The sequence below is a fragment of the Niallia sp. Marseille-Q9988 genome (assembly GCF_976954375.1).
Map to the genome: position 1 here is coordinate 1 of NZ_CDRJSZ010000012.1, position 20,415 is coordinate 20,415.

General features: G+C 34.5%; 18 protein-coding genes. 12 read left to right on the top strand and 6 right to left on the bottom strand.

Going from position 1 to position 20,415, the window contains the following annotated elements; genetic code table 11:
• Positions 1–372 precede the first annotated feature (372 nt).
• Positions 373–1,641 (bottom strand): BaiN/RdsA family NAD(P)/FAD-dependent oxidoreductase, encoded by a 1,269-nt coding sequence (locus tag ACWNMZ_RS19530; protein WP_031540495.1) that lies wholly within the window; start codon positions 1,639–1,641, stop codon positions 373–375.
• 272 nt (positions 1,642–1,913) lie between these two features.
• Here ACWNMZ_RS19530 and ACWNMZ_RS19535 point away from each other — a divergent pair, with 272 nt between their 5' ends.
• Together ACWNMZ_RS19535 and ACWNMZ_RS19540 are read left to right on the top strand one after the other, a co-directional pair.
• Entirely contained in the window at positions 1,914–3,539 is a 1,626-nt protein-coding gene (locus ACWNMZ_RS19535) for a putative polysaccharide biosynthesis protein (protein ID WP_031540496.1), read from the top strand.
• Between the two features lie 66 nt (positions 3,540–3,605).
• Positions 3,606–4,328 carry a pseudouridine synthase gene (locus tag ACWNMZ_RS19540; RefSeq protein WP_031540497.1) on the top strand — a complete coding sequence of 241 codons (723 nt, stop codon included), beginning with the start codon at positions 3,606–3,608 and terminating at the stop codon, positions 4,326–4,328.
• A gap of 193 nt (positions 4,329–4,521) precedes the next feature.
• Here the strand turns inward: ACWNMZ_RS19540 and ACWNMZ_RS19545 are convergent, their stop codons facing one another.
• Entirely contained in the window at positions 4,522–4,743 is a 222-nt protein-coding gene (locus ACWNMZ_RS19545; protein ID WP_016202849.1) for a DeoR family transcriptional regulator, read from the bottom strand.
• A gap of 484 nt (positions 4,744–5,227) precedes the next feature.
• A complete protein-coding gene (locus tag ACWNMZ_RS19550) occupies positions 5,228–5,692 on the bottom strand; it encodes an NUDIX hydrolase (protein WP_031540498.1) in 465 nt (154 codons plus the stop codon).
• A gap of 181 nt (positions 5,693–5,873) precedes the next feature.
• Here ACWNMZ_RS19550 and pepV point away from each other — a divergent pair, with 181 nt between their 5' ends.
• From pepV to ACWNMZ_RS19580, 6 genes are all read left to right on the top strand, one after another.
• Positions 5,874–7,292 carry a dipeptidase PepV gene (pepV, locus tag ACWNMZ_RS19555; RefSeq protein ID WP_031540499.1) on the top strand — a complete coding sequence of 473 codons (1,419 nt, stop codon included), beginning with the start codon at positions 5,874–5,876 and terminating at the stop codon, positions 7,290–7,292.
• Positions 7,293–7,318: 26 nt separating this feature from the next.
• Positions 7,319–8,179 (top strand): D-amino-acid transaminase, encoded by an 861-nt coding sequence (gene dat / locus ACWNMZ_RS19560; RefSeq protein ID WP_031540500.1) that lies wholly within the window; start codon positions 7,319–7,321, stop codon positions 8,177–8,179.
• Positions 8,180–8,416: 237 nt separating this feature from the next.
• On the top strand, positions 8,417–8,983 hold the full coding sequence (thpR, locus tag ACWNMZ_RS19565) for an RNA 2',3'-cyclic phosphodiesterase (RefSeq protein WP_031540501.1): 567 nt from the start codon (positions 8,417–8,419) through the stop codon (positions 8,981–8,983).
• Positions 8,984–9,010: 27 nt separating this feature from the next.
• Positions 9,011–9,979, top strand: a complete 969-nt coding sequence (locus ACWNMZ_RS19570; RefSeq protein WP_031540502.1) for a nuclease-related domain-containing protein — start codon at positions 9,011–9,013, stop codon at positions 9,977–9,979.
• Between the two features lie 330 nt (positions 9,980–10,309).
• Positions 10,310–12,457, top strand: coding sequence for a type I pullulanase (gene pulA / locus ACWNMZ_RS19575; RefSeq protein WP_268817835.1), 2,148 nt, complete (start codon positions 10,310–10,312; stop codon positions 12,455–12,457).
• A 633-nt stretch (positions 12,458–13,090) separates the two neighbouring features.
• Positions 13,091–13,864, top strand: coding sequence for a phosphotransferase family protein (locus ACWNMZ_RS19580; RefSeq protein ID WP_251628733.1), 774 nt, complete (start codon positions 13,091–13,093; stop codon positions 13,862–13,864).
• A 27-nt stretch (positions 13,865–13,891) separates the two neighbouring features.
• On the opposite strand, the gene ACWNMZ_RS19585 is transcribed toward ACWNMZ_RS19580, so the two are convergent.
• Positions 13,892–14,170: a YtzH-like family protein gene (locus ACWNMZ_RS19585; protein WP_031540505.1), complete on the bottom strand. Its 279-nt coding sequence runs from the start codon at positions 14,168–14,170 to the stop codon at positions 13,892–13,894.
• 228 nt (positions 14,171–14,398) lie between these two features.
• On the opposite strand from ACWNMZ_RS19585, the gene trmB reads away from it, so the two are divergent.
• Entirely contained in the window at positions 14,399–15,037 is a 639-nt protein-coding gene (trmB, locus tag ACWNMZ_RS19590; RefSeq protein WP_031540506.1) for a tRNA (guanosine(46)-N7)-methyltransferase TrmB, read from the top strand.
• Positions 15,038–15,145: 108 nt separating this feature from the next.
• Here trmB and ACWNMZ_RS19595 read toward each other — a convergent pair whose 3' ends face one another.
• Entirely contained in the window at positions 15,146–15,460 is a 315-nt protein-coding gene (locus ACWNMZ_RS19595; protein WP_449598827.1) for a hypothetical protein, read from the bottom strand.
• A gap of 410 nt (positions 15,461–15,870) precedes the next feature.
• Between ACWNMZ_RS19595 and ACWNMZ_RS19600 the strand changes: the two genes are divergently transcribed.
• The gene (locus tag ACWNMZ_RS19600; RefSeq protein ID WP_031540508.1) at positions 15,871–16,944 is read left to right on the top strand and encodes a M42 family metallopeptidase; all 1,074 of its coding nucleotides are present in this window, start codon (positions 15,871–15,873) and stop codon (positions 16,942–16,944) included.
• 127 nt (positions 16,945–17,071) lie between these two features.
• A complete protein-coding gene (locus ACWNMZ_RS19605) occupies positions 17,072–17,590 on the top strand; it encodes a DUF84 family protein (protein WP_031540509.1) in 519 nt (172 codons plus the stop codon).
• 89 nt (positions 17,591–17,679) lie between these two features.
• Here the strand turns inward: ACWNMZ_RS19605 and ACWNMZ_RS19610 are convergent, their stop codons facing one another.
• Positions 17,680–19,680 (bottom strand): methyl-accepting chemotaxis protein, encoded by a 2,001-nt coding sequence (locus ACWNMZ_RS19610; RefSeq protein ID WP_449598828.1) that lies wholly within the window; start codon positions 19,678–19,680, stop codon positions 17,680–17,682.
• Between the two features lie 237 nt (positions 19,681–19,917).
• Between ACWNMZ_RS19610 and ACWNMZ_RS19615 the strand changes: the two genes are divergently transcribed.
• Positions 19,918–20,232 carry a thioredoxin family protein gene (locus ACWNMZ_RS19615; RefSeq protein ID WP_449598829.1) on the top strand — a complete coding sequence of 105 codons (315 nt, stop codon included), beginning with the start codon at positions 19,918–19,920 and terminating at the stop codon, positions 20,230–20,232.
• Positions 20,233–20,415 lie beyond the last annotated feature (183 nt).

Consider the following 20,415-nt stretch of genomic DNA (forward strand, 5'->3'; position numbering starts at 1 on the left):
AGTCTAGTTCTCCAAATAAAATGAGGTTTTATTTATTTGAAAGCGAATAATAAGTTGGTTTGGAGAGGCGTCCGCTCGACTCCTACGGGAGATGCGAGAAAGTCCGAGACCCTGCAGGAGCGTGAGCGACGAAGCGGCTCGGCGCTCGCCCCGGTGAGTCGTGCGGTAAGCCTCGGAAAACAAAAACCTACATTAAGTTAGAATGGTTTGATAACTACCGATTCACCAGGTAATTCACTTTTTCAGTACCCTCCTCGCATGCGCTGCGGGGTCTAAAGCCTCTCTATTTCCCGCAGGAGTCGAGCGTCCTCCGCTCCATTTCACTTCGTGTTTATTATTAGTTGAAATGCTTATGTTCCAGCCACTTATTTACTACATCCCTTTTGCGACAAGTGCCGCATTAACACCTGCTAGTCTGCCAGTCACAAACGCAGAAGTAATATTATATCCTCCAGTGTAACCATGAATATCTAGTATTTCACCACAGAAGAACAAGCCTTCCATCAATTTTGATTCCATTGTTTTAGGCACTATCTCCTTAATAGAAACACCTCCACCTGTGACAAACGCCTTTTCTAACGGTAAGGTTCCATTTACATCAAAGGTAAAGGATTTACATAAACGAATAAACTGTCTAATTTTATCTTGGGAAACCGTTGCACATGTAGCTGTTGGGTCGATATTTGCTAATGCCAGTAAAAACAGTAGATATCGTTCTATTAACATACCCTTTAACGTATTTTTAATCGCTTTTTTTGGTTCATTTTTAAGTAAAGTCATTGTGTCTTGAAATAGTTTTTCTTCTTTTATTGCAGGGAAAGAGTCAATGGACACTTTTACTTCTTCTAAATTCCATTTTTTCTTTGCTTTTACAACAAATTGGCTGCAGCGTAATACAGCAGGTCCACTTATTCCAAAATGAGTAAAAATCATATCCATCTGGTGGGTTATTATTGGTTTTCCTTTTGGGTTGAGAACACTTAATCCTACATTTCTTAAGGAAACCCCTTGTAAGTCTTTATTCTGAATAAATGCTTCTTTTGAGGTAACTGGAACCTCTGTTGGAAATAAGTCGGTTATAGTATGGCCTGCTTTTTTTGCCCATGCATAGCCATCTCCTGTAGAACCAGTATGTGGAACCGATTTTCCTCCTACCGCAATGATAAGCGATTTACATGTTTTGGCTTCACCATTTTCTAAAATCACTGTCTTTGTATGATTTTCATGATAATTAACTGTCTTAACAGGGGAGTTTATTTGAATAGTTACATCTAATCTATCTAACTCGCCCAATAATGCATCTACAACGGATTGTGCTTTATTGGAAATTGGGAACATTCTTCCATGGTCTTCTTCCTTTAATGCGATTCCAAGGTTTTCGAAGAATGCGATAATATCTTCATTATTAAATTCGGAAAAACCACTATAGAGAAAACGTCCATTACCTGGGATATGTTTAATGATTTCCTCAATTGGCAGCCTATTTGTAACATTACAGCGGCCACCTCCAGAAATTGCTAGCTTTCTGCCAAGTTTATTGCCTTTATCAATTAGCAATACCTTTGCCTTTTGCTCTGCTGCACCAATGGCAGCCATTAATCCTGATGGGCCTCCCCCAATCACGATTACATCATATTGCATACTACATCCTACTTTCCTGGAGTATTTTTCATTTTAATAGTACATTATTTAGCTCGTTTTATCGATTTGTATCATTCATCAAAAAGAAAGCTGTTAGTAGATACTTGCCTTTTTTAAAAGTAGCGTTTCTTTTTAAGAAAGGGTAAACTACTAATAGTGTGTAAAAAAATGTTCATATTTACTTTGTATCGTATATATTTTATCGGTTGTTTTCGTGGTAAAATACTTATTTATGTAACGTTAAAGAGAGCTTCGGTTAAGGAAGGGATTATATGTCGTCAAAATTGCTTAAAGGCACATTTATTTTAACACTTGGGACAATTATATCCAAAGCGTTAGGATTATTTTATGTTATACCATTTAATATGATTGTTGGAAAACAAGGAACCGTCTTATATCAATATTCTTATGTAGCTTATACTATTGTAATAAGTATTGCAACAGCTGGTATTCCTTTAGCTGTAAGTAAATTTATCTCGAAATATAATGCAATGGGAGAATACGAAGTAGGGAGGAAGCTATTTAAGTCAGGGTTAATGATTATGCTAGTAAGTGGAATTCTCTCCTTTATCGCTTTATATGCAGCTGCTCCTTTTTTAGCCGGACTTATTATATCAGATGAGGATTTAACTTCAACTGTAGGTCAGGTAACAACAGTTATTCGTGCAGTAAGTTTTGCGTTAATCGTCGTTCCCTTTATGAGTTTAATTAGGGGCTTTTTTCAGGGACATGATGCAATGTTTCCATCGGCTGTTTCACAAGTAATAGAGCAAATTGTCCGGATAGTTTTTTTGCTTGGTGGGTCTGCAATCGTTATATTTGTATTAAATGGAGAGTTGATTACTGCTGTCAGTATATCTGTTTTTGCAGCATTCGTTGGAGCAATTGGCGGACTAGCTGTGCTTCTATTATATTGGAGAAAAAGTAAAGAGGAGTATGATAGCCTATTACTGTATGATAAAGGCATGCAAACAGATATTCGTTTACGCTCTATGTATAAAGAAATTCTTTTATCTGCTGCTCCATTTGTCTTTGTGGGAGTGGCTAATCCATTGTTTCAAGCAGTTGATACTATTACCTTTAACCATGCAATGAGTAGTATTGGGCTTGGTTCCATTTCTGAAACCGCCTTAAATATATTTAATTATCAAACACATAAAATTATTATTATCCCAGTATCGCTTGCAACTGGGTTCTCAATGGCATTAATTCCAATGATTACAAGAGCTTTTGTAAAAGAAGACCATTCAGATTTAACAACAAATCTAAATCAGACTTTCCAAGTACTATTATTTCTTACTTTACCGGCATGTATTGGATTGTCCGTATTAGCTGAACCTGTTTATCGATTATTTTATGGAACAGAAGATATTATGTTGGGAGCAGAAGTATTAAAATTATATGCGCCTGTAGCCATTTTATTTTCCCTTTATCCAGTAACAGCTTCAATCTTACAGGGGTTAAATGAGCAACGTTTTACTATCTTAAGTTTATTGGTAGGCATTTTGATTAAACTAAGTTTGAATATCCCGTTTATTGAAAGATGGGAAACAAACGGTGCAATACTTGCCACTACATTAGGATATACTGTATCTATCCTGATTAATTTAGGGGTAATAAAAGCATACGCGCAATATTCATTTAAGATAGTTATTCGAAGAAGCATTCTCATTTTGGGATTTTCGGTTATTATGTATATTGTTACAACGAATGTATATAAAATACTCCAGTTATTTTTATCTACAGAGTCGGTATTTGCTTCCCTTTTAATGGTAGTAATTGTAGCTGCCTTTGGGGTTCTTATATATGTTTATCTAGCTTACCGTTCTAAATTGATTTATCGCATATTTGGTAATCAAGCAGTTAGAATAAAACAAAAACTAAGACTTCCTTTTTAATATAGTAGGAACTTAGCTTTTAAATAAAATAATAAGCAAGAAATAATAGATAGAGGTTGAGTTTAGATGCGAATTGACAAAATGCTCGCTAATTTGGGCTATGGGAGTAGAAAAGAAGTGAAAATGCTCCTGAAAAATAAGGCAGTGAAAGTAAATGATGAGATCATTAAAGATGCAAAGTACCAAGTAGACCCAGAAAAAGATGAAGTATTCTTATATAACGAATTGATTGAGTATAAGGAGTTTATCTATTTAATGATGAATAAACCTCCAGGGCTAATATCTGCAACAGAGGATTCGAGGGAAGAAACGGTCATAGACATTCTCCAAATAGAGGACTCTGTATATAATCCGTTTCCTGTTGGAAGGTTGGATAAGGATACAGAAGGATTGCTTCTGCTAACAAATGATGGGAAATTGGCCCATCGATTGCTGTCTCCGAAAAAGCATGTCCCGAAAACCTATTTTGCCGTTATAAGAGGAGAAGTGGGAGAAGCAGATATAGAGGCATTTAAAAAAGGAGTTGTCTTAGACGATGGATATCTTACAAAACCAGGGCATCTCGTTCTATTAAAATCTGGAGACACTTCTGATATCGAACTGACTATTTCAGAAGGGAAATTTCATCAAGTTAAAAGAATGTTTGAGAGTGTTGGAAAAAAGGTCATTTACCTAAAAAGGATTTCGATGGGACCACTAGAACTTGACGAGACTCTAGAGCTAGGGGAATATCGGGAGTTAACAGAAGAAGAAATAGAGCTATTGCAAAATTATCAAGTAGATAATTAATAATAATTTGTGAAAATCACAAATGGAGAAATTCTTATCGATTGAGCAATAGCAGATTTAAGCCAAACAGCAAACAATACGAAAATATGCAGCAAAAACCTCACTTTGACAGCAGGAATAGCAATAGCTTTCCTAGCAACTCATTGTGAGGTTTGCTTTATTATACAAGTTTAAATCTCGGTTGTTTCATTTTTTAGGATGTCATTTTCACTTTTTTTCTAGTTGTTGTCCATTTTCCACGACTTGGACTTTGCACCAAGTCATTATAAGCTAACACATTCAAATCTCTTTGAATCGTTCGCGGAGTAATACCAAATTCCTCCACTAGCTCTTGTGTTGTGACAGTTCCACGCTTACTAATAAACATGTAGACGGATTTGATACGGTTTAACATCCGGTTAGTTGAAGGTTTCAATAAACCACTCCCTATCCTTTTTTCAAACCTTTGGCAAATTCCAGCGACCGACAGCTTATTTGAAGAATATTTTCTTCAAGCGTATGTAATTTTCTTTTCCACAGACAACCCCTTTTCAAATGGCTAAATAGTGACAAATTCAATAGAATGAATTTCTATATAAATATTGTACCCCTATTTACTAATATATTCTACATTATTTGCGTTAATTTACAAAATATTTGCTTTTTTATGTCTATATTTACCACCCCCTGTAGGGTTTCCTTACATTCATCATATGGGATATATAATTATGATATGAATAAAAATTCAAAAAGTTTTTAATTAAATTTTATTTCCCGAATTTTTTATTAGTTAAACATTTTTTTGATAATGTTTTCTAAAAAAAGATTTCTCTATGAACTATGGCAAAAACATTGCGGGCAAGGCTAAGGGATCCACGTAAATCACTAGTGGGTTTTCCCCTGTCTCGCTCGCCTTGCTCCTAATTTAAAGTTTCTTCCATTTTTTTAAAATCCTCTATCATTTTGCGATGGCTGCCGACCATGTTTTGTGGTAATTTGTGTAATGGGAAAAATCGAAGGCTGAATGCTTCTTCCTGGTCATTCTCGAGTATTCCTTCATATTTAGATGTATAATAGGCGGTTGTTACAGTGTAGAAAGGATCGCCGTTTGCTGCAATCGCAAAGTAGTCTTTTCCGGAATAAACAGATAATAACTGTAGATTTTTTACTTGAAGTCCTGTTTCTTCGAATATTTCGCGTTTTGCTGTATCCTCTGTACTTTCTCCTAATTCCATAAGGCCACCTGGTAATCCCCAAACATTTTTTGGGTGTTTTCTTTCTTGTAATAGAATATTATTTTCCTTGTCTAACAGAATTACTACTGCTCCCACAAGAATGATAGGCATTTTGCCAACTAGCTTTCTTACATCTTCAACATATCCCATTTAAAATACATTCCTTCCATATGGTAGATAAAAATATAGTGTAGCTTTGTTTTCGATAAAATGTATACTATACTTAATGATAATTTAGTGAAATATGAATTTAAAGGTTTTATTTCTCATATAAAGCGTTTTATGATATGTTTTTCCTATACTATATTTAAAAACTTCCAAGGAGGAAACCATGAATTCAATTGATTGGTTAAATGAAGTACATAATCGTAAAGACAGCTTTATTAATGATTTACAAGGACTTTTGCAAATTAAAAGTGTATTGGACGAAGAGAATGCAACAGATGATGCACCTTTTGGCCAAGGAGTGAAAGAGGCATTAAGCTATATGCTAACGATTGGAGAAAAGGGTGGTTTCGTCAGTAAGAATGTTCAAAACGTTGCTGGACATTTACTATTTGGGGAGGGTACGGAAAGTGTCGGTATTCTTTGCCATGTAGATGTTGTTCCAGAGGGGGATGGATGGACAAGCGATCCATATAAGGCAGAGATTCGTGATGGGAAGATTTATGCAAGAGGGGCTTTAGATGATAAAGGTCCAACAATGGCTGCCTATTATGCAATGAAAATTGTGAAAGAATTGCATCTCCCTTTGTCAAAAGAAGTTAGAATGATTATTGGAACAGATGAAGAGAGTGATTGGCGATGTGTGGATACTTATTTCCAGCACGAAAGTATGCCTACGATTGGATTTGCTCCAGATGCTGATTTTCCAATTATTTTTGCAGAAAAAGGCATTGCTGATTTTGATATCGTTCAGAAAATTTCAAAAACATCAAATGATACAGGAGAAGTTAAAATTATAAGCTTTGCATCAGGCAGAAGATATAATATGGTCCCAGATTTTGCCCAAGCAGTGTTGGAAGTGAAAGAAGGTGAACAAACTGAGGTCATTCAGCGTTATAAGAATTATTTAAAGCTAGAGAATGTACCTGGGCGCTATTTGGTTGATAATGGCGATTTAGTATTAGAATTAGAAGGTGTGTCAGCACATGGATTAGAGCCTAATAATGGGGTGAATGCAGGTCTGAAACTTGCTAACTTTCTTGTGGAATTAGAATTGGATGAAAAGGCTGCTCATTATTTTCAATTTGTGCGAAACTTCTTTGTGAATGATTCTAGAGGAAAAAAACTTGGCATTGATTATGAGGATGAAATTACAGGCGAACTTACCTTAAATGCTGGTATTTTGGAATATCATTTAGAAAAGGGTGGAAAAATTGGTCAAACAGTACGCTATCCTGTTACAAATGATATGGATAAGACGAAAGAGAAGCTTGCGAAATTACTAACAGAACATGATTTTAGCCTAGAGAATTTCACAGATTCTAAACCACATCACGTGGAAAAGAACTCAGAATTAATTCAAACATTGAGCAGAGTCTATGAGGAGCAAACAGGAGAAAAAGCTAAGTTATTATCCATAGGTGGAGGCACATATGCTAGGTCGCTAGAAAAAGGGGTTGCATTTGGACCACTATTTCCTGGAAGAGAAGATATTGCTCATAAAAAAGATGAATATATGTATATTGAGGATTTAATGAAAGCAACAGCAATTTATGCACAGGCTATCTATGAATTAGCGAAATAAAGATATAATCCAAAGGAGAAGAGAAAATGAGTACGGTGTTAATGAATGGGGAGTTTATACCAAGAGAAGAAGCAAAAGTAGATATAGAAGACAGAGGATATCAGTTTGGCGATGGAATTTACGAAGTAATCCGTGTGTACAATGGTAAAATGTTTATGGCGAAAGAACATCTTGAGCGTTTATCTGCAAGTAGCGAGAAAATAGGCATAGCTATTTCTTATTCCATCTCAGAATTAACCAATTTATTAGAAACGTTAATTTCGAAAAATTCATTAAGCACCGGTATCCTTTATATGCAATTCACTAGAGGAATAAGTCCGAGAAACCATGGCTTTCCAACAGATGATGTTACTCCAACATTTATAGCTTATACAAAAATAATGCAAAGACCATTAGATAATCTAGAAAATGGTGTGTCTGTCATTACTGTAGAAGATATTAGATGGTCAAGATGTGATATTAAAAGTTTAAATTTACTTGGAAATGTAATGGCAAAACAAAAAGCAGTAGAGGCAAGCTGCTATGAAAGCATTCAGTATAGAGAATTATCTGTAACAGAAGGTAGTTCTTCTAATATTTGGATTGTGAATGGGGAAAAGGTACAAACTCATGAGGCAAATCAATTCATTTTAAATGGAATTACCAGACAAAAAATTATTCAATTATGTAATGAAAATGGAATGGAACTAGAGGAAAAAGCATTTTCAATTGAAGACTTAATTGATGCAGATGAAGTTTTCTTATCCAGTACAACTTCTGAAGTAACACCAATTACTTCTGTCAATAATGTTCCCGTAAAAGAAGGGAAAGTAGGAGAAGTAACGAAAAAGTTACAAGGGTTGTTTATTGATGCAATCATCGCAGAATGCGGACAGTTAGCAAATTAATTTAAGGGAAAAACGCAAAATGGGGTTGTTTCAAACTAGTTATGGTCAATAGCTGGACTTGAGACAGCTCCTTTTCTTTTTTCAAAAGAAAATAGGGTATAGTAATTTATATGGATTTTCTAAAACATAGGTACAGATACGGTTAAAATTGATTCATTAGGTTATATAATAGAAATATAGTTAGAGATTAAGCTAATCATCGATACTGCATTAAAAAAAGGTTAAAGGAAAAAGGATATGAATACAAAACCACATTATTTTCTAGGAGTTAAGCCAGATAGTCCTGTTATAAGCAAATTAGAAAAGATTAGGAAAGAGCTACAGTTAAGGTTCCCTTTTAAAAAGTGGGTACATCCTTTCGATTACCATATTACCCTTGCGTTTTTAGGGAGTGCTAATGATGATAAAAGGGAAATGTTACAAAATCTTTTAGAAGAATCATTTTTAGCTAGTAACCAATTTAAGCTACATATTGATCATTTAGGTGTTTTTGGTCAACCCAAAAGCCCTAGGATATTTTGGGCTGGGGTAAAAGAGGAGAAGAAACTATTTGATCTTAGAAATCAAGTCTTTCATATTTGTAGTCAGGCTGGTTTTCAGTTGGAAACTAGGCCGTTTCATCCACATCTAACGTTAGCAAGAAAATGGGATTCCGAAACTATATTTTCGGAGCAATTGCTAAAAGGATCCCTTTTCCCAAACGATTTGATTTTTGATATGGACAGTATCCACCTATTTCAGACACATATGGAGAAAATACCTAAATATGAAATAATAAAAAGTTATTGCTTTAATGACCAATAGAAACATTGTAATTTAGGGGGAAAAAGCTTGGCGCAGTTAATAAAGTTGCAAGATTATGTGTCGCGTTATGAGCAAAACATTGTCTTGTATCCATCACGTTTTGTTCGGTTGAAGAAACAAAAGTGGCTCGGATTAAAAAGAGCATTTGAAACAAAGGATAGAAGTCTATTTTACCCGGAGAGTCCAATAGAAGAAGACTGGATAGTGGATAAACCTTCTTTTTTAGAACGATTTAAGAAATCAATTTGGCAGCAAAATAATTTTGAAGAAGTAGAATTGGAAAATGAAAGCGAAATAGTCAAAACGGAAGAAGATGATTTGAGTTTTGAGTACGATGCAAAACAATATAGCCGTCCACAAACTGTTGAGGAATTAAAACAGCAATTCCTAAATCAATTATTTGAATTTCAGCTGAAATGGGCCAGTTCAACGCTCACGGAAAAGTCTAACGTGAAAAAGACGCTTTATTATGATGAATTATTAAAGTACTACTTACAAAGATTTCCGGATACTTTCTTGGTACTTTATCAACCATTATTTCAACTGAAAAATGCTCCTGTTGAATTGGACACGATTATGATTACCCCAACTGATGTCTGGTGCATTCATGTGTTAGAAGCAGAGAATTCAGCAGTATATGTTGGTTCGAATGATAAATTTTGGGTCAAAAAAAAGGGGGATAAAGAGCAAAAGATTCTTAGCCCTGTCATATCTATAAATAGAACAGAAAAAATAGTGAAAAGTATTTTAGATAAATATGATATTACATTACCTGTTCAAAAGGTAATTCTTACTCGAAATGGATATATTGATTTTCCATCCGTGCCATATGATTTAAAAATTGTGGAAAAAAGAAATTATGAAGAGTGGTTTCAAAAAATGAGAAGTCATCATTCGCCAATTAAGGCTATTCAATTAAAAGCAGCAGAGAGCTTATTACAATATGGTTTGACGAACTCGAAAAGAAGGTATGAATGGGATACAGAAGAATCATAAAAAAAGGGGAAGAGTAGAAGGAGGGCACTGAAAAAGTCTAGTTCTCCAAATTAAATGAGGTTTTATTTATTTGAAAGCAAATAATAAGTTGGTTTGGAGAGGTGTCCGCTCGACTCCTACGGGAGATGCGAGAAAGTCCGAGACCCTGCAGGAGCGTAGCGACGAAGCGGCTCGGCGCTCGCCCCGTGGAAAGCGAGCGGTAAGCCTCGGAAAACAAAAGCCTACACTAAGTTAGAATGGTTTGGTAACTACCGATTCACCAGGTAATTCACTTTTTCAGTGGCCACGAGTAGAAGAGTTGTGTTTTCAAGAGATGAGGGAGTGAGAAATTTGATATCAATTCGAAGAAGTTTCTTTGCTTATTTAGATGAAATGTCATTAATAACTGTTCTACTTCCCTATTCCTATTATAACGGGGAATCTACTGCGTTTAGATTAAAAGGAGATAGCCATCCTATTAATCTTGTGATTGAGTCGAAGGAAAAAATGCAGCATTTTGTAAAGTACAAATGTCACTTAAACGAAACCATTCAAATCGGCCAAAAATATGAGGTAGAGGATGCAAATAAGGGAGTAACAGATTTACAAATAGGTGCAGTCATTAGAACAGCTTCATTTGATGAAGAATTTTATTATGATGGTCCTCTAGGTGTAGACTATTCATCCGAGAAAAGTATCTTTTATCTATGGGCACCTACTGCACAACAAGTGAAATTGGTACTTAAATCCTCTGATCCAGCTATTGAGGAACGAAGGATTTTGGAGATGGAAAGACAGGAAAAAGGGGTTTGGAAAACAATCTATCTTGAAGATCTAGAAGGATGGTACTACAGCTATTTAGTACTTATAAATTTAGAGTGGAAAGAAGCAATAGACCCATACGCTGTAGCGGTTTCTGTAAATGGAGAAACAGGGGTAATTGTAGATTTAAATAAAACAAAAAGACAAAAGCCGGTTTTACCAGCACTCGAGCATGCGGTAGATAGTGTGATATATGAAACTCATATTAGAGATTTAACGATTCATCCTGATAGTGGAATTCGGCAAAAAGGAAAATATTTAGGTGTAACAGAATTAAATACAAAAACGAAAAAAAACGAGCTATCAGGTCTTTCCTATATAAAAGATTTAGGGATAACACATATAGAGTTTCTCCCTGTTCATGACTTTGAAGAAGTTGATGAGCTAGAGGTGCTAAAAAAATATAATTGGGGATATAATCCTTCCCATTATAACGTGCCAGAGGGCAGTTATTCGACAAATCCTATTGATCCATATGTAAGAATTAACGAACTTAAAGAAATGATTCATGCTGTACAAGAGCAAGGTATCCGTGTCATATTGGATGTTGTATATAATCATGTCTATAAAAAAGAAGATTCTTCTTTTGAAAAAATTGTTCCAGGCTATTTCTTCCGCTATGATAAGTATGGAATGCCATCAAATGGTACAGGAGTAGGGAATGACATAGCTTCAGAAAGATCGATGGTGAGACGATTCATTGTTGATTCTGTCCGTTTTTGGATAAAAGAATATCAAATTGATGGATTGCGCTTTGATTTAATGGGAATTCTTGATTGCCAAACAATGAATGAAGTTCGTTCCGTGTGTAATAGTTTCGATAAGAGCATTTTAATTATTGGGGAAGGTTGGGATTTAGCAACCCCTTTAAACAAAGATAAGAAGGCTATTATTGCTAATCAGCATTTGCTTCCTAGGATCGGTCAGTTTAATGATCAATTTAGAGATAAATTAAAAGGGAGTACCTTTCAGTTATATGATCGAGGTTATGCGCTTGGAAATAAGCTTTATAAAGACGATATTCCTGAACTATTAGCTGGGAGTGTCGGTGTCTATAAGGAAAATGGAATGTTTATTGAACCAGGTCAATCTGTAAATTATGTGGAGTCTCATGATAATCATACGCTATGGGATAAAATTGAAATATGTTTTTCAAATGAATCAGAAGAGTGGAAGCAAAAGAAACAACGACTTGCAACGTCTCTTGTCCTTCTTAGCCAGGGAATCCCTTTTATTCATTCGGGTCAGGAATTTTTCCGCACGAAAAATGGTGTAGAAAATAGTTATCAATCGCCAGATGAAATTAATCAGTTAGACTGGGATAGAAAAGATCAATTTATAGGCAATGTGGAATATATAAAAGGATTAATTTCCCTAAGAAGAAATAACAGAGCGTTCCGATTACCATCAGTGGAAGCTATTCAAAAGCACCTTATCATTAATCAGCAATCGAATGACGTAATACAATATATTTTACATGATCTAAAAGAAATGGGAGAATGGGAATCGATTATCGTATTTATAAATGTGAATGATTCTCCTGAAGAAGGATTTTGTAAAGAAGAATGTTGGAATATTTTAGTTGAAGGCGATACAGTTTATCAGCGGGATTATCCAACCATTCACAGAGATCGGATAATGGTTAAGCCAGTAAGCATAACAATAATTGCCAAGTAATAGGAAACGATAGTAACATTCGAAAGATTTCCGTGATATTTAGCAGGAATGTTTCCTAATGATGGAACCGGAAAATTTTTTTGACAGGAAATCATTATTTTAACGAGAGATTCACTTGACTAAAAAAAGAAATAAGAGATAATATTTAAATGAGAAACTTTCTATAAGAAAAAGTATTTAGGTAAAATTTAATATAAAATGATTGGAAATCTTGGATACATAGTATAATGGTATGGATACTATGTCCTTTTCTTTTTTACAGTTAAGAAAGTATTAGTTTTCTAAAAGTTAATTTGGTGTCTAGCTAAAGCGCCTACTGTCTAGCAAACTTTAGGTCATTTCTTTTGCGTTAGATAACACGAAAAATGCGTGTATCCTTTCTCGAAAGAACAGGTCCTTTCCGGTTATAAGGCGGTGTACAAGGCGCTTGCGCTTTTCTTATATCATTAAACTTTAGGCAAATTTGTGCTAATTAAAGAATGATTGCAGTACGATGAGTATAAGTTTACTATAAATGGATGAATAGCTGATAACCATTTTTGTTTGTTCTTCCTACCAAATTAGGACAAAAAAGACTCAAACAGGAATTTCTCATCTTTTTTTTGGAGCATAATATATAGTAGGTGAACAATTTTGGAACATTTATTAGGGCAAGATTGGGAAATAACCCCTGCAGGTGGAGAAACAGGCGAAGCCTTTTTTGCACAAAATAATGGGCAGAAGCTTTTTTTAAAACGGAATTCTTCTCCGTTTTTAGCTGTGCTGTCAGCAGAAGGAATTGTCCCAAAACTTGTTTGGACAAAAAGATTTGAAAACGGAGATGTTTTTACTGCACAGCAATGGCTCATAGGGAGAGAATTTGGTCATTCGGATATGACGGATGAAAGAGTGACAATGTTGCTTAAAAAAATTCATACCTCGAAGCCTTTATTAGAGATGCTAAAAAGACTAGGTAAGACATCTTTTCATCCTGAGATGATATTGTCAGTCATAAAAGCAGAAATAGACGATGAGCTAAAAGAAAACGAGGATATTACTCGTTATATCCAATTCTTAGAAGATAATCTTCCGTTTATAAAAACAACAGAACATGTGGTATGCCATTGTGATGTTAATCATAACAACTGGCTGCTTTCTGAAGACAACCAGTTGTATCTCATTGATTGGGATGGAGCGATGATAGCAGACCCAGCCATTGATTTAGGAATGCTGCTTTATTGGTATATTCCAAAGGAAGATTGGAAAAATTGGTTACACACTTATGGGTATGAACTCACAGATAATTTATCTTTAAGAATGAAATGGTATGTTATTGCTCAAACCATTAACTCCATCCGCTGGTACAAGAAAAAAGGTCGTTTTAGTGAAATGGAAAGATGGATGAAGTTTTTACATGATATTGAATAACACCCATTTCAAAGTATTTCTGATAAATTATGATAAATTGTTAATGCCATCTACCCACTGAGACAATTGATTTTGATGTGAATGGATATGTGTGTCTAAATTTGAGGCAGTAACACCTTGTTCGCTGTAACGGTGAACTTCCTCCAAAATTGGAAGGATATTCTGATCGATTTGCTCATTGGATCTTAAGGATGTAATCAATCTTTCTATTTGCTCACATTCTGCAACAGATCCACAGCAGTCTGTTTGTTGATTACTGAGAATATCGGCTAGTAATGCTAGTTGATGCTCATGATTTATAGGCATACATAGAACACCCTTTCTATAGGTTCTAGTATGAAAAGAATAATACATTCTTTTCAAATACCAGTTAAGGAATTCACTTATAGGTTGTGAATTCTTTTTTTCTTTATACAATTGTTCCTAATGTAAATTTATCCTTATATAAATTCAAGTTGCCAATAAAAGAGTATTGCATCCATGTATAATGCATGATATTGTTTGAAACGATAGTTATTAATAAGGAGTGTCCACATGCGATTAAGACATAAACCATGGGCGAAAGATAAATTAAGTGCATATCCACAATATATTATCCAAAACCCTGTAGATTGGAAAGGAAAATGGGATCAAGCTTTTAGTCAAAAGGGTCCTATTCATATTGAAATTGGTACAGGTAAAGGTCGATTTATTACAGAAATGGCAAAAGCGAATCCTTCGATTAATTACATCGGCGTAGAACTTCAGGAAAGCGTCATTGTTTCTGCATTAGATCGCTTAATAGAGGCAGAGATTCCTAACTTGAAGTTAATGAATATAAATGCAGAAAAACTAAAGGAATATTTTGAAAAGGGAGAAATTGCAAGAGTTTATCTAAATTTCTCCGATCCTTGGCCAAAGACCAGACATGAAAAACGAAGACTTACTTATAAAACGTTCCTTGATTCGTATCAGTCTGTGCTTGTAAATCAAGGAGAAGTACACTTTAAAACAGATAATCAAGGTTTATTTGAATATTCTTTAAAGAGCTTTTCTGAATATGGCATGCTTTTAAAATATGTGAGTCTTGATTTGCATAATAGTGATTATGAAGGCAATATCATGACAGAGTATGAGGAAAAATTCTCAAATAGAGGAAATAGAATTTATCGTTGCGAAGTACAATTCAGATAATGTAAAAGAGCTGGGATATAAGTATTCCAACTATATAATAACCCGAACTATTTCACGTAGATGTTAAAAAACATGCGTATAATTGTTGTTCGGGTTATTATATAGGTCTCAGGTTAATTGATTCACATCAAGAATAGTTCCAGTCTCACAATCGGAAACAAATTCAAAAACCTCTTGTTTTTCACCATTCATTCGAGTAATACCACCTCTATAGACTGTGAGTGAAGATTCAGGAGTATGAAGTGTTTCTTTTTCCATATTGATCCACGATCCGTTAATCGGCCCCTTTTTTTTAAAAGCTACTTTTGCTATATGTAAAATTTCATTACTTGATAGGTTATTGTTCTTTGTAATGGTTTTCTTCGCAAGATAACTTGCAGCCACTCCAACAACAACCCCTCCTAAACATTGTTTCCAATTCATAAACTTAGCTCCTTACGTTTTTTTTATTCAAAACAAGAATGTTTATCAAAAAGAAAGCCATCCTTTTAAACAGATAATGTTATTATATCTAATTTATATGCTAGAAGAAATGATAAGGTAATATTCTTCTTGCGAAGGTTGGTTTAATGAAATGGATTAATTGGCAGTAGTTAAAGGAAAGTAGTGGTATGTGTTTAAATATTTCGGTACAATAAATATATTATCCCATTCTTAACGGACAGAAACTTCCACCTGAAGCTTTAAGAGAATAGCAAGGAAGCAAGGTGGGAGATCAACTATCCGTAAAGGTCTAGATTGGTTCAACTAACCTTTAGTGGAGAGGAAGGGCCCCCTACTGATGGAAGTTTCACTTTATCAAATACATAGTTAATTAAAGGAGCTTTGCTATAATGGAACAACAAACTTTGGATATGTTTAGAACTTTAACAGAACTTCCTGGTGTAGCTGGGAATGAACATCAAGTTCGAAATTTTATGAAAGAACAATTAAGTCTTTATACAAATGAGATAGTGCAAGATAATCTTGGCAGTATATTTGGTGTAAAAAGAGGGCAAGAGGATGGCCCGACTGTAATGGTTGCTGGTCATATGGATGAAGTTGGATTTATGGTAACATCCATCACAGATAATGGAATGATTCGCTTTCAGCCAATAGGTGGATGGTGGAGTCAAGTGCTTCTAGCACAAAGAGTACAGATAATTACGAATAATGGTCCTGTAATAGGCGTTATTGGTTCTATTCCTCCACATCTATTGGATGAAGCATTAAGAAGTAAACCAATGGATATAAAAAATATGCTTATTGATATTGGTGCTGATGATAAAGAAGATGCCTTGAAAATTGGAATTAAACCAGGTCAGATGATTGTTCCAATTTGCCCATTTACTCCTCTTGCGAATGAAAAGAAAATTATGGCAAAAGCGTGGGATAATCGTTATGGCTGTGGGTTAGCAATTGAATTGTTGAAAAACCTTCAAGGAGAAGAGATACCAAATATCTTATATTCTGGTGCTACCGTACAAGAAGAAGTAGGTCTTAGAGGGGCTAGAACAGCAGCTAATATGATTAAGCCCGATGTTTTCTATGCTTTAGATGCAAGTCCTGCAAATGATGCCTCAGGGGATAAAAATCAATTTGGCCAGCTTGGTAAAGGTGCCTTACTCCGTATTTATGATCGTACAATGGTTATGCATAAAGGAATGAGAGAATTTATTTTAGATACTGCTGAGTCTAATAAAATTGCCTATCAGTATTTTATTTCACCTGGTGGAACAGATGCGGGACAAGTTCATATTTCTAATGACGGGGTTCCAAGTGCTGTTATTGGAATATGTTCTCGATATATTCATACAAGTGCTTCTATTATTCATATCGATGATTATGCAGCTGCAAAGGAATTGCTTACTAAATTAGTAAAAACAACAGATAATACCACAATTGAAACACTGCGTGCTAATCAATAAATATAGTCAGATTTAGCGTAGATTTGCATTGTTTTGAACAAAGAAGAATTTTCTTCATAAAAGGTGTCTCAACTATAATTAGCTGAGATACCTTTTTCTGTAGAAATTTTGTTAGGAGAGAATAATCATGAAAGTTTGTATCGGTACAAATAATATGGCTAAAGTGAATGCCGTCAAAAATTGTCTAGGAAATGACAAACATATGGAATATGCTATGTTCAATGTTAGCTCTGGAGTCAGTGATCAACCATTTTCAGATGAAGAAACTATTAAAGGTGCAATTAATCGAGCCAAAGCTGCTTTACTAGAGGGAGAAGGGGAGATAGGGATTGGATTGGAAGGAGGAGTACATCACACAAATGATATCCTCTTTTTGAATAATTGGGGTGCATTAGTATTAAAGGATGGAACAACCTTTATCGCAAGTGGAGCAAGAATACCGTTACCGAAAGAAATTGAGACGGAGTTAGTTGCAGGGAAAGAATTAGGACCAGTTATGGATGAATATGCCCAAAAAGAAAATGTGCGCCATAACGAAGGTGCTATCGGGATATTTACAAGTGGGAGAATAAATAGAACCTCGATGTTTAAACATGTTGTCGAATTACTCATTGGACAAATGGAATTTCACCAAATAAATAAATAAAGCATAACTCTCATCCGACTTTTTCATAATAGAGGAGATGGCTTAAGTACACCATCTTCTCTATTATCTATATATAAGAGTTATTTTATTTAAAGCTGCTTTTCATCAGGAGGAGATAGTGTGAATTGATTTACTTCACTATGCAGATCTAAGGCGATTTGCTGAAGAAGAGAAGCGGAATCATTTACTTTAATAACAGCCTCTAATTGAACTTCACTAGAAGCAGAAACCTCCTGTGTGGAAGCAGCTGCATTTTGAGAAACATTGTATACCTCAAGAACATCCCCCTTTAAGGACTGATTTGCTTCCTTAATTTTCGTTACTGCTTTGTTGATTGTACCCACTTTTACATTGATATTGGCAATGGATTTCACTATATTTTCAAAAACTAATTTTGTCGTATAAACTGATTTTTCTTGATAACTCCTGTATTCGTTTAACTGTTCAGCATTTTCCTTCAGCTGATTCATTTCCTCTGTCATTTCAGAAACTAAGCAGTGGATGTCTTCTGCTTCCTTTTTTGATTTTTCTGCTAGATGACGAACTTCTGTTGCGACAACCGTAAATCCTTTTCCACTTTCTCCTGCTCTGGCAGCTTCAATAGCAGCATTTAAGGCAAGGAGATTTGTACTGTCTGCAATGGTTTGAATGGTATCAACAATCGAAGCGATTTTTTCCGAATAATAGGTAGCATGTACCACTTTTTTTGTTAGCATTTGTGTTAAGTGAAGAAAATGTGTAGATATATTTTCTAATTCCTTCACTGTTTGCAAGCCTATTTTACTTTCTTCGCTAGCTAAATGAACCTCTTTTGTAACCTGTTTATCAAGTGTCACTGCTTGCTCAATCGCTTCTTCCACATCTTTTATATTATGAAGACTGTTAAATAGACGATTAGACTGTTCTGAAGCTCCTAAAGCAATTTGCTGGATGCTTTGGTCCACTTCATTTGCTTGTGCAGTTGTCTCTTTTGAAATAGTACTTAACTCTTGGGACGAAGCATGTAATTGATCCCCTGAAGTAGAGATAAAGAGTAAACTATTTTGGACTTTTTCTGCCATCTGATTAAAAGCAATTGCAAGAATACTCATTTCATCTTTAGTTGTTATAGGAACACGATAATAAAAATTTCCCTCACTAATTTTTTTTGCAGCGGAGATAAGTAATTGAATCGATTTATTAATCATTTTTAAAAGAAATAATCCAATGACAAATAGGAGTAAAATGATGAGAATACTGACAGAAAGGATGATGGCAGTATACATTCTATTTTTTTGAAGCAATTCTGTATTTAATCTGTTTTGTTCACTAGATAGGGCGTTTTCAAGTTCTTGAATGTTGGTTTGGATGGATTGAGATTGTGAATCAAAGGCTGTGATAAAATCAGTACTTCCTTCATAAGAACGGTTGATTTCTTTCAAAGCATCAAAATAATTATTGAAACTAGTTGTAATCGCCTGCTTTTGCTCAGCTGAAAGAGCGGTGTTATTATCTAATCTATCTGCATAGCCGGATGAAATCTCGAGGAAATTTTCATAAAATATCTTATTTTGTGTAGTAATATAATGTTCTTCATTAGTATGTAATTCCTCGAGTTCAGAAATAAGAATGCTATCGTTTGTATACTGTATAATCGATTGCAGTTCTTTAACAGAACTTTGAACGTCCCCCTTTAGTCCTTCATATGGTTCGTAACCAATCTTTTCATATTGATTAGACAATGTATCAAATCCATCTAAATAATTATTCCCATCTGCAGCTATTTGTTTAAATTTTTGTTGTAGTTCTTTTGAAAGATTTTTATCTTCACTGTATTGCTCAGCTAGGTGGACTAATTTTGTCCCCTCAGCTTTTACACTTTCTGCTAATGCGTAGCTTGGTAATTGAAGATATTCCCCTTCGATATTTCGTGTCTCATAAATAATCGCTTTAATCTCTTTTCCATCCCCAATAGTAGATAATAGATGTAGTTCTTGTTGTTTACTTTCTGTTTGAGCATTATTAAGAACGAATATTGCGCCTAAAATAGAAATAAATCCACAAATTGCTAATCCTAAAATAAAATATAATTTCGATTTTATTGTTTTCATCCTATCACCTCTTTTTGAAAATTCTTAAAAAACTGAATATTATATAATTATAGATGGGAATAAAAAATAGGACAATAGTCATTTAAAGAATTTTATGAAATAGTTAAAATGACATAAAAAAAGAGAGGAGATTGGTTGATAAAATACAATCAATAGGAAAGCATATTAGTAGTTAGGAAAAGGGAATTCTGATACTATTTAAAGAAAGTGGCATGAATTATTTAAGGGGGCTTTACAATGAAAGATTTACAATCAGTAGAAGAATTTACAGAGCTTAAAAATAGTCCGGAAAAACATATTTTTCTTTTTTCAGCACAATGGTGTGGAGACTGTCGATTTATTGAACCATTTATGCCAGAAGTAGAAGCTAGATATGATAACTATACATTTGTACATGTGGATCGAGATAAATTTATTGATACATGCATCGAATTAGACGTATTTGGCATTCCAAGCTTTATTGCTTTTGAAGGCGGAAAAGAACTAGGCAGATTTGTAAGCAAGGATCGAAAAACACAAGAAGAAATTGAAAAATTTATTGAGTCTTTATAAAGGAATGGTGCGTATTTATTACGTGCATAAGTGAGAAGCAGTTTAAGAAGATTTGTTTACGTTAAAAGGTTGTCTCCTATAAAAAATATAGCGTAGGAATAACATAGTTTCCTGCTATATTTTTCTATTTGAGATAACCTTTTTCCATTGATTTGAATAAAATTCATTATCAAAACGATGAAT

Coding starts and splice junctions, on each gene's coding strand:
- ACWNMZ_RS19530 (WP_031540495.1), bottom strand. CDS start 1,641: ATGCAATATGATGTAATCGTGATTGGGGGAGGCCCATCAGGATTAATG.
- ACWNMZ_RS19535 (WP_031540496.1), top strand. CDS start 1,914: ATGTCGTCAAAATTGCTTAAAGGCACATTTATTTTAACACTTGGGACA.
- ACWNMZ_RS19540 (WP_031540497.1), top strand. CDS start 3,606: ATGCGAATTGACAAAATGCTCGCTAATTTGGGCTATGGGAGTAGAAAA.
- ACWNMZ_RS19550 (WP_031540498.1), bottom strand. CDS start 5,692: ATGGGATATGTTGAAGATGTAAGAAAGCTAGTTGGCAAAATGCCTATC.
- pepV (WP_031540499.1), top strand. CDS start 5,874: ATGAATTCAATTGATTGGTTAAATGAAGTACATAATCGTAAAGACAGC.
- dat (WP_031540500.1), top strand. CDS start 7,319: ATGAGTACGGTGTTAATGAATGGGGAGTTTATACCAAGAGAAGAAGCA.
- thpR (WP_031540501.1), top strand. CDS start 8,417: ATGAATACAAAACCACATTATTTTCTAGGAGTTAAGCCAGATAGTCCT.
- ACWNMZ_RS19585 (WP_031540505.1), bottom strand. CDS start 14,170: ATGCCTATAAATCATGAGCATCAACTAGCATTACTAGCCGATATTCTC.
- trmB (WP_031540506.1), top strand. CDS start 14,399: ATGCGATTAAGACATAAACCATGGGCGAAAGATAAATTAAGTGCATAT.
- ACWNMZ_RS19595 (WP_449598827.1), bottom strand. CDS start 15,460: ATGAATTGGAAACAATGTTTAGGAGGGGTTGTTGTTGGAGTGGCTGCA.
- ACWNMZ_RS19600 (WP_031540508.1), top strand. CDS start 15,871: ATGGAACAACAAACTTTGGATATGTTTAGAACTTTAACAGAACTTCCT.
- ACWNMZ_RS19605 (WP_031540509.1), top strand. CDS start 17,072: ATGAAAGTTTGTATCGGTACAAATAATATGGCTAAAGTGAATGCCGTC.
- ACWNMZ_RS19610 (WP_449598828.1), bottom strand. CDS start 19,680: ATGAAAACAATAAAATCGAAATTATATTTTATTTTAGGATTAGCAATT.
- ACWNMZ_RS19615 (WP_449598829.1), top strand. CDS start 19,918: ATGAAAGATTTACAATCAGTAGAAGAATTTACAGAGCTTAAAAATAGT.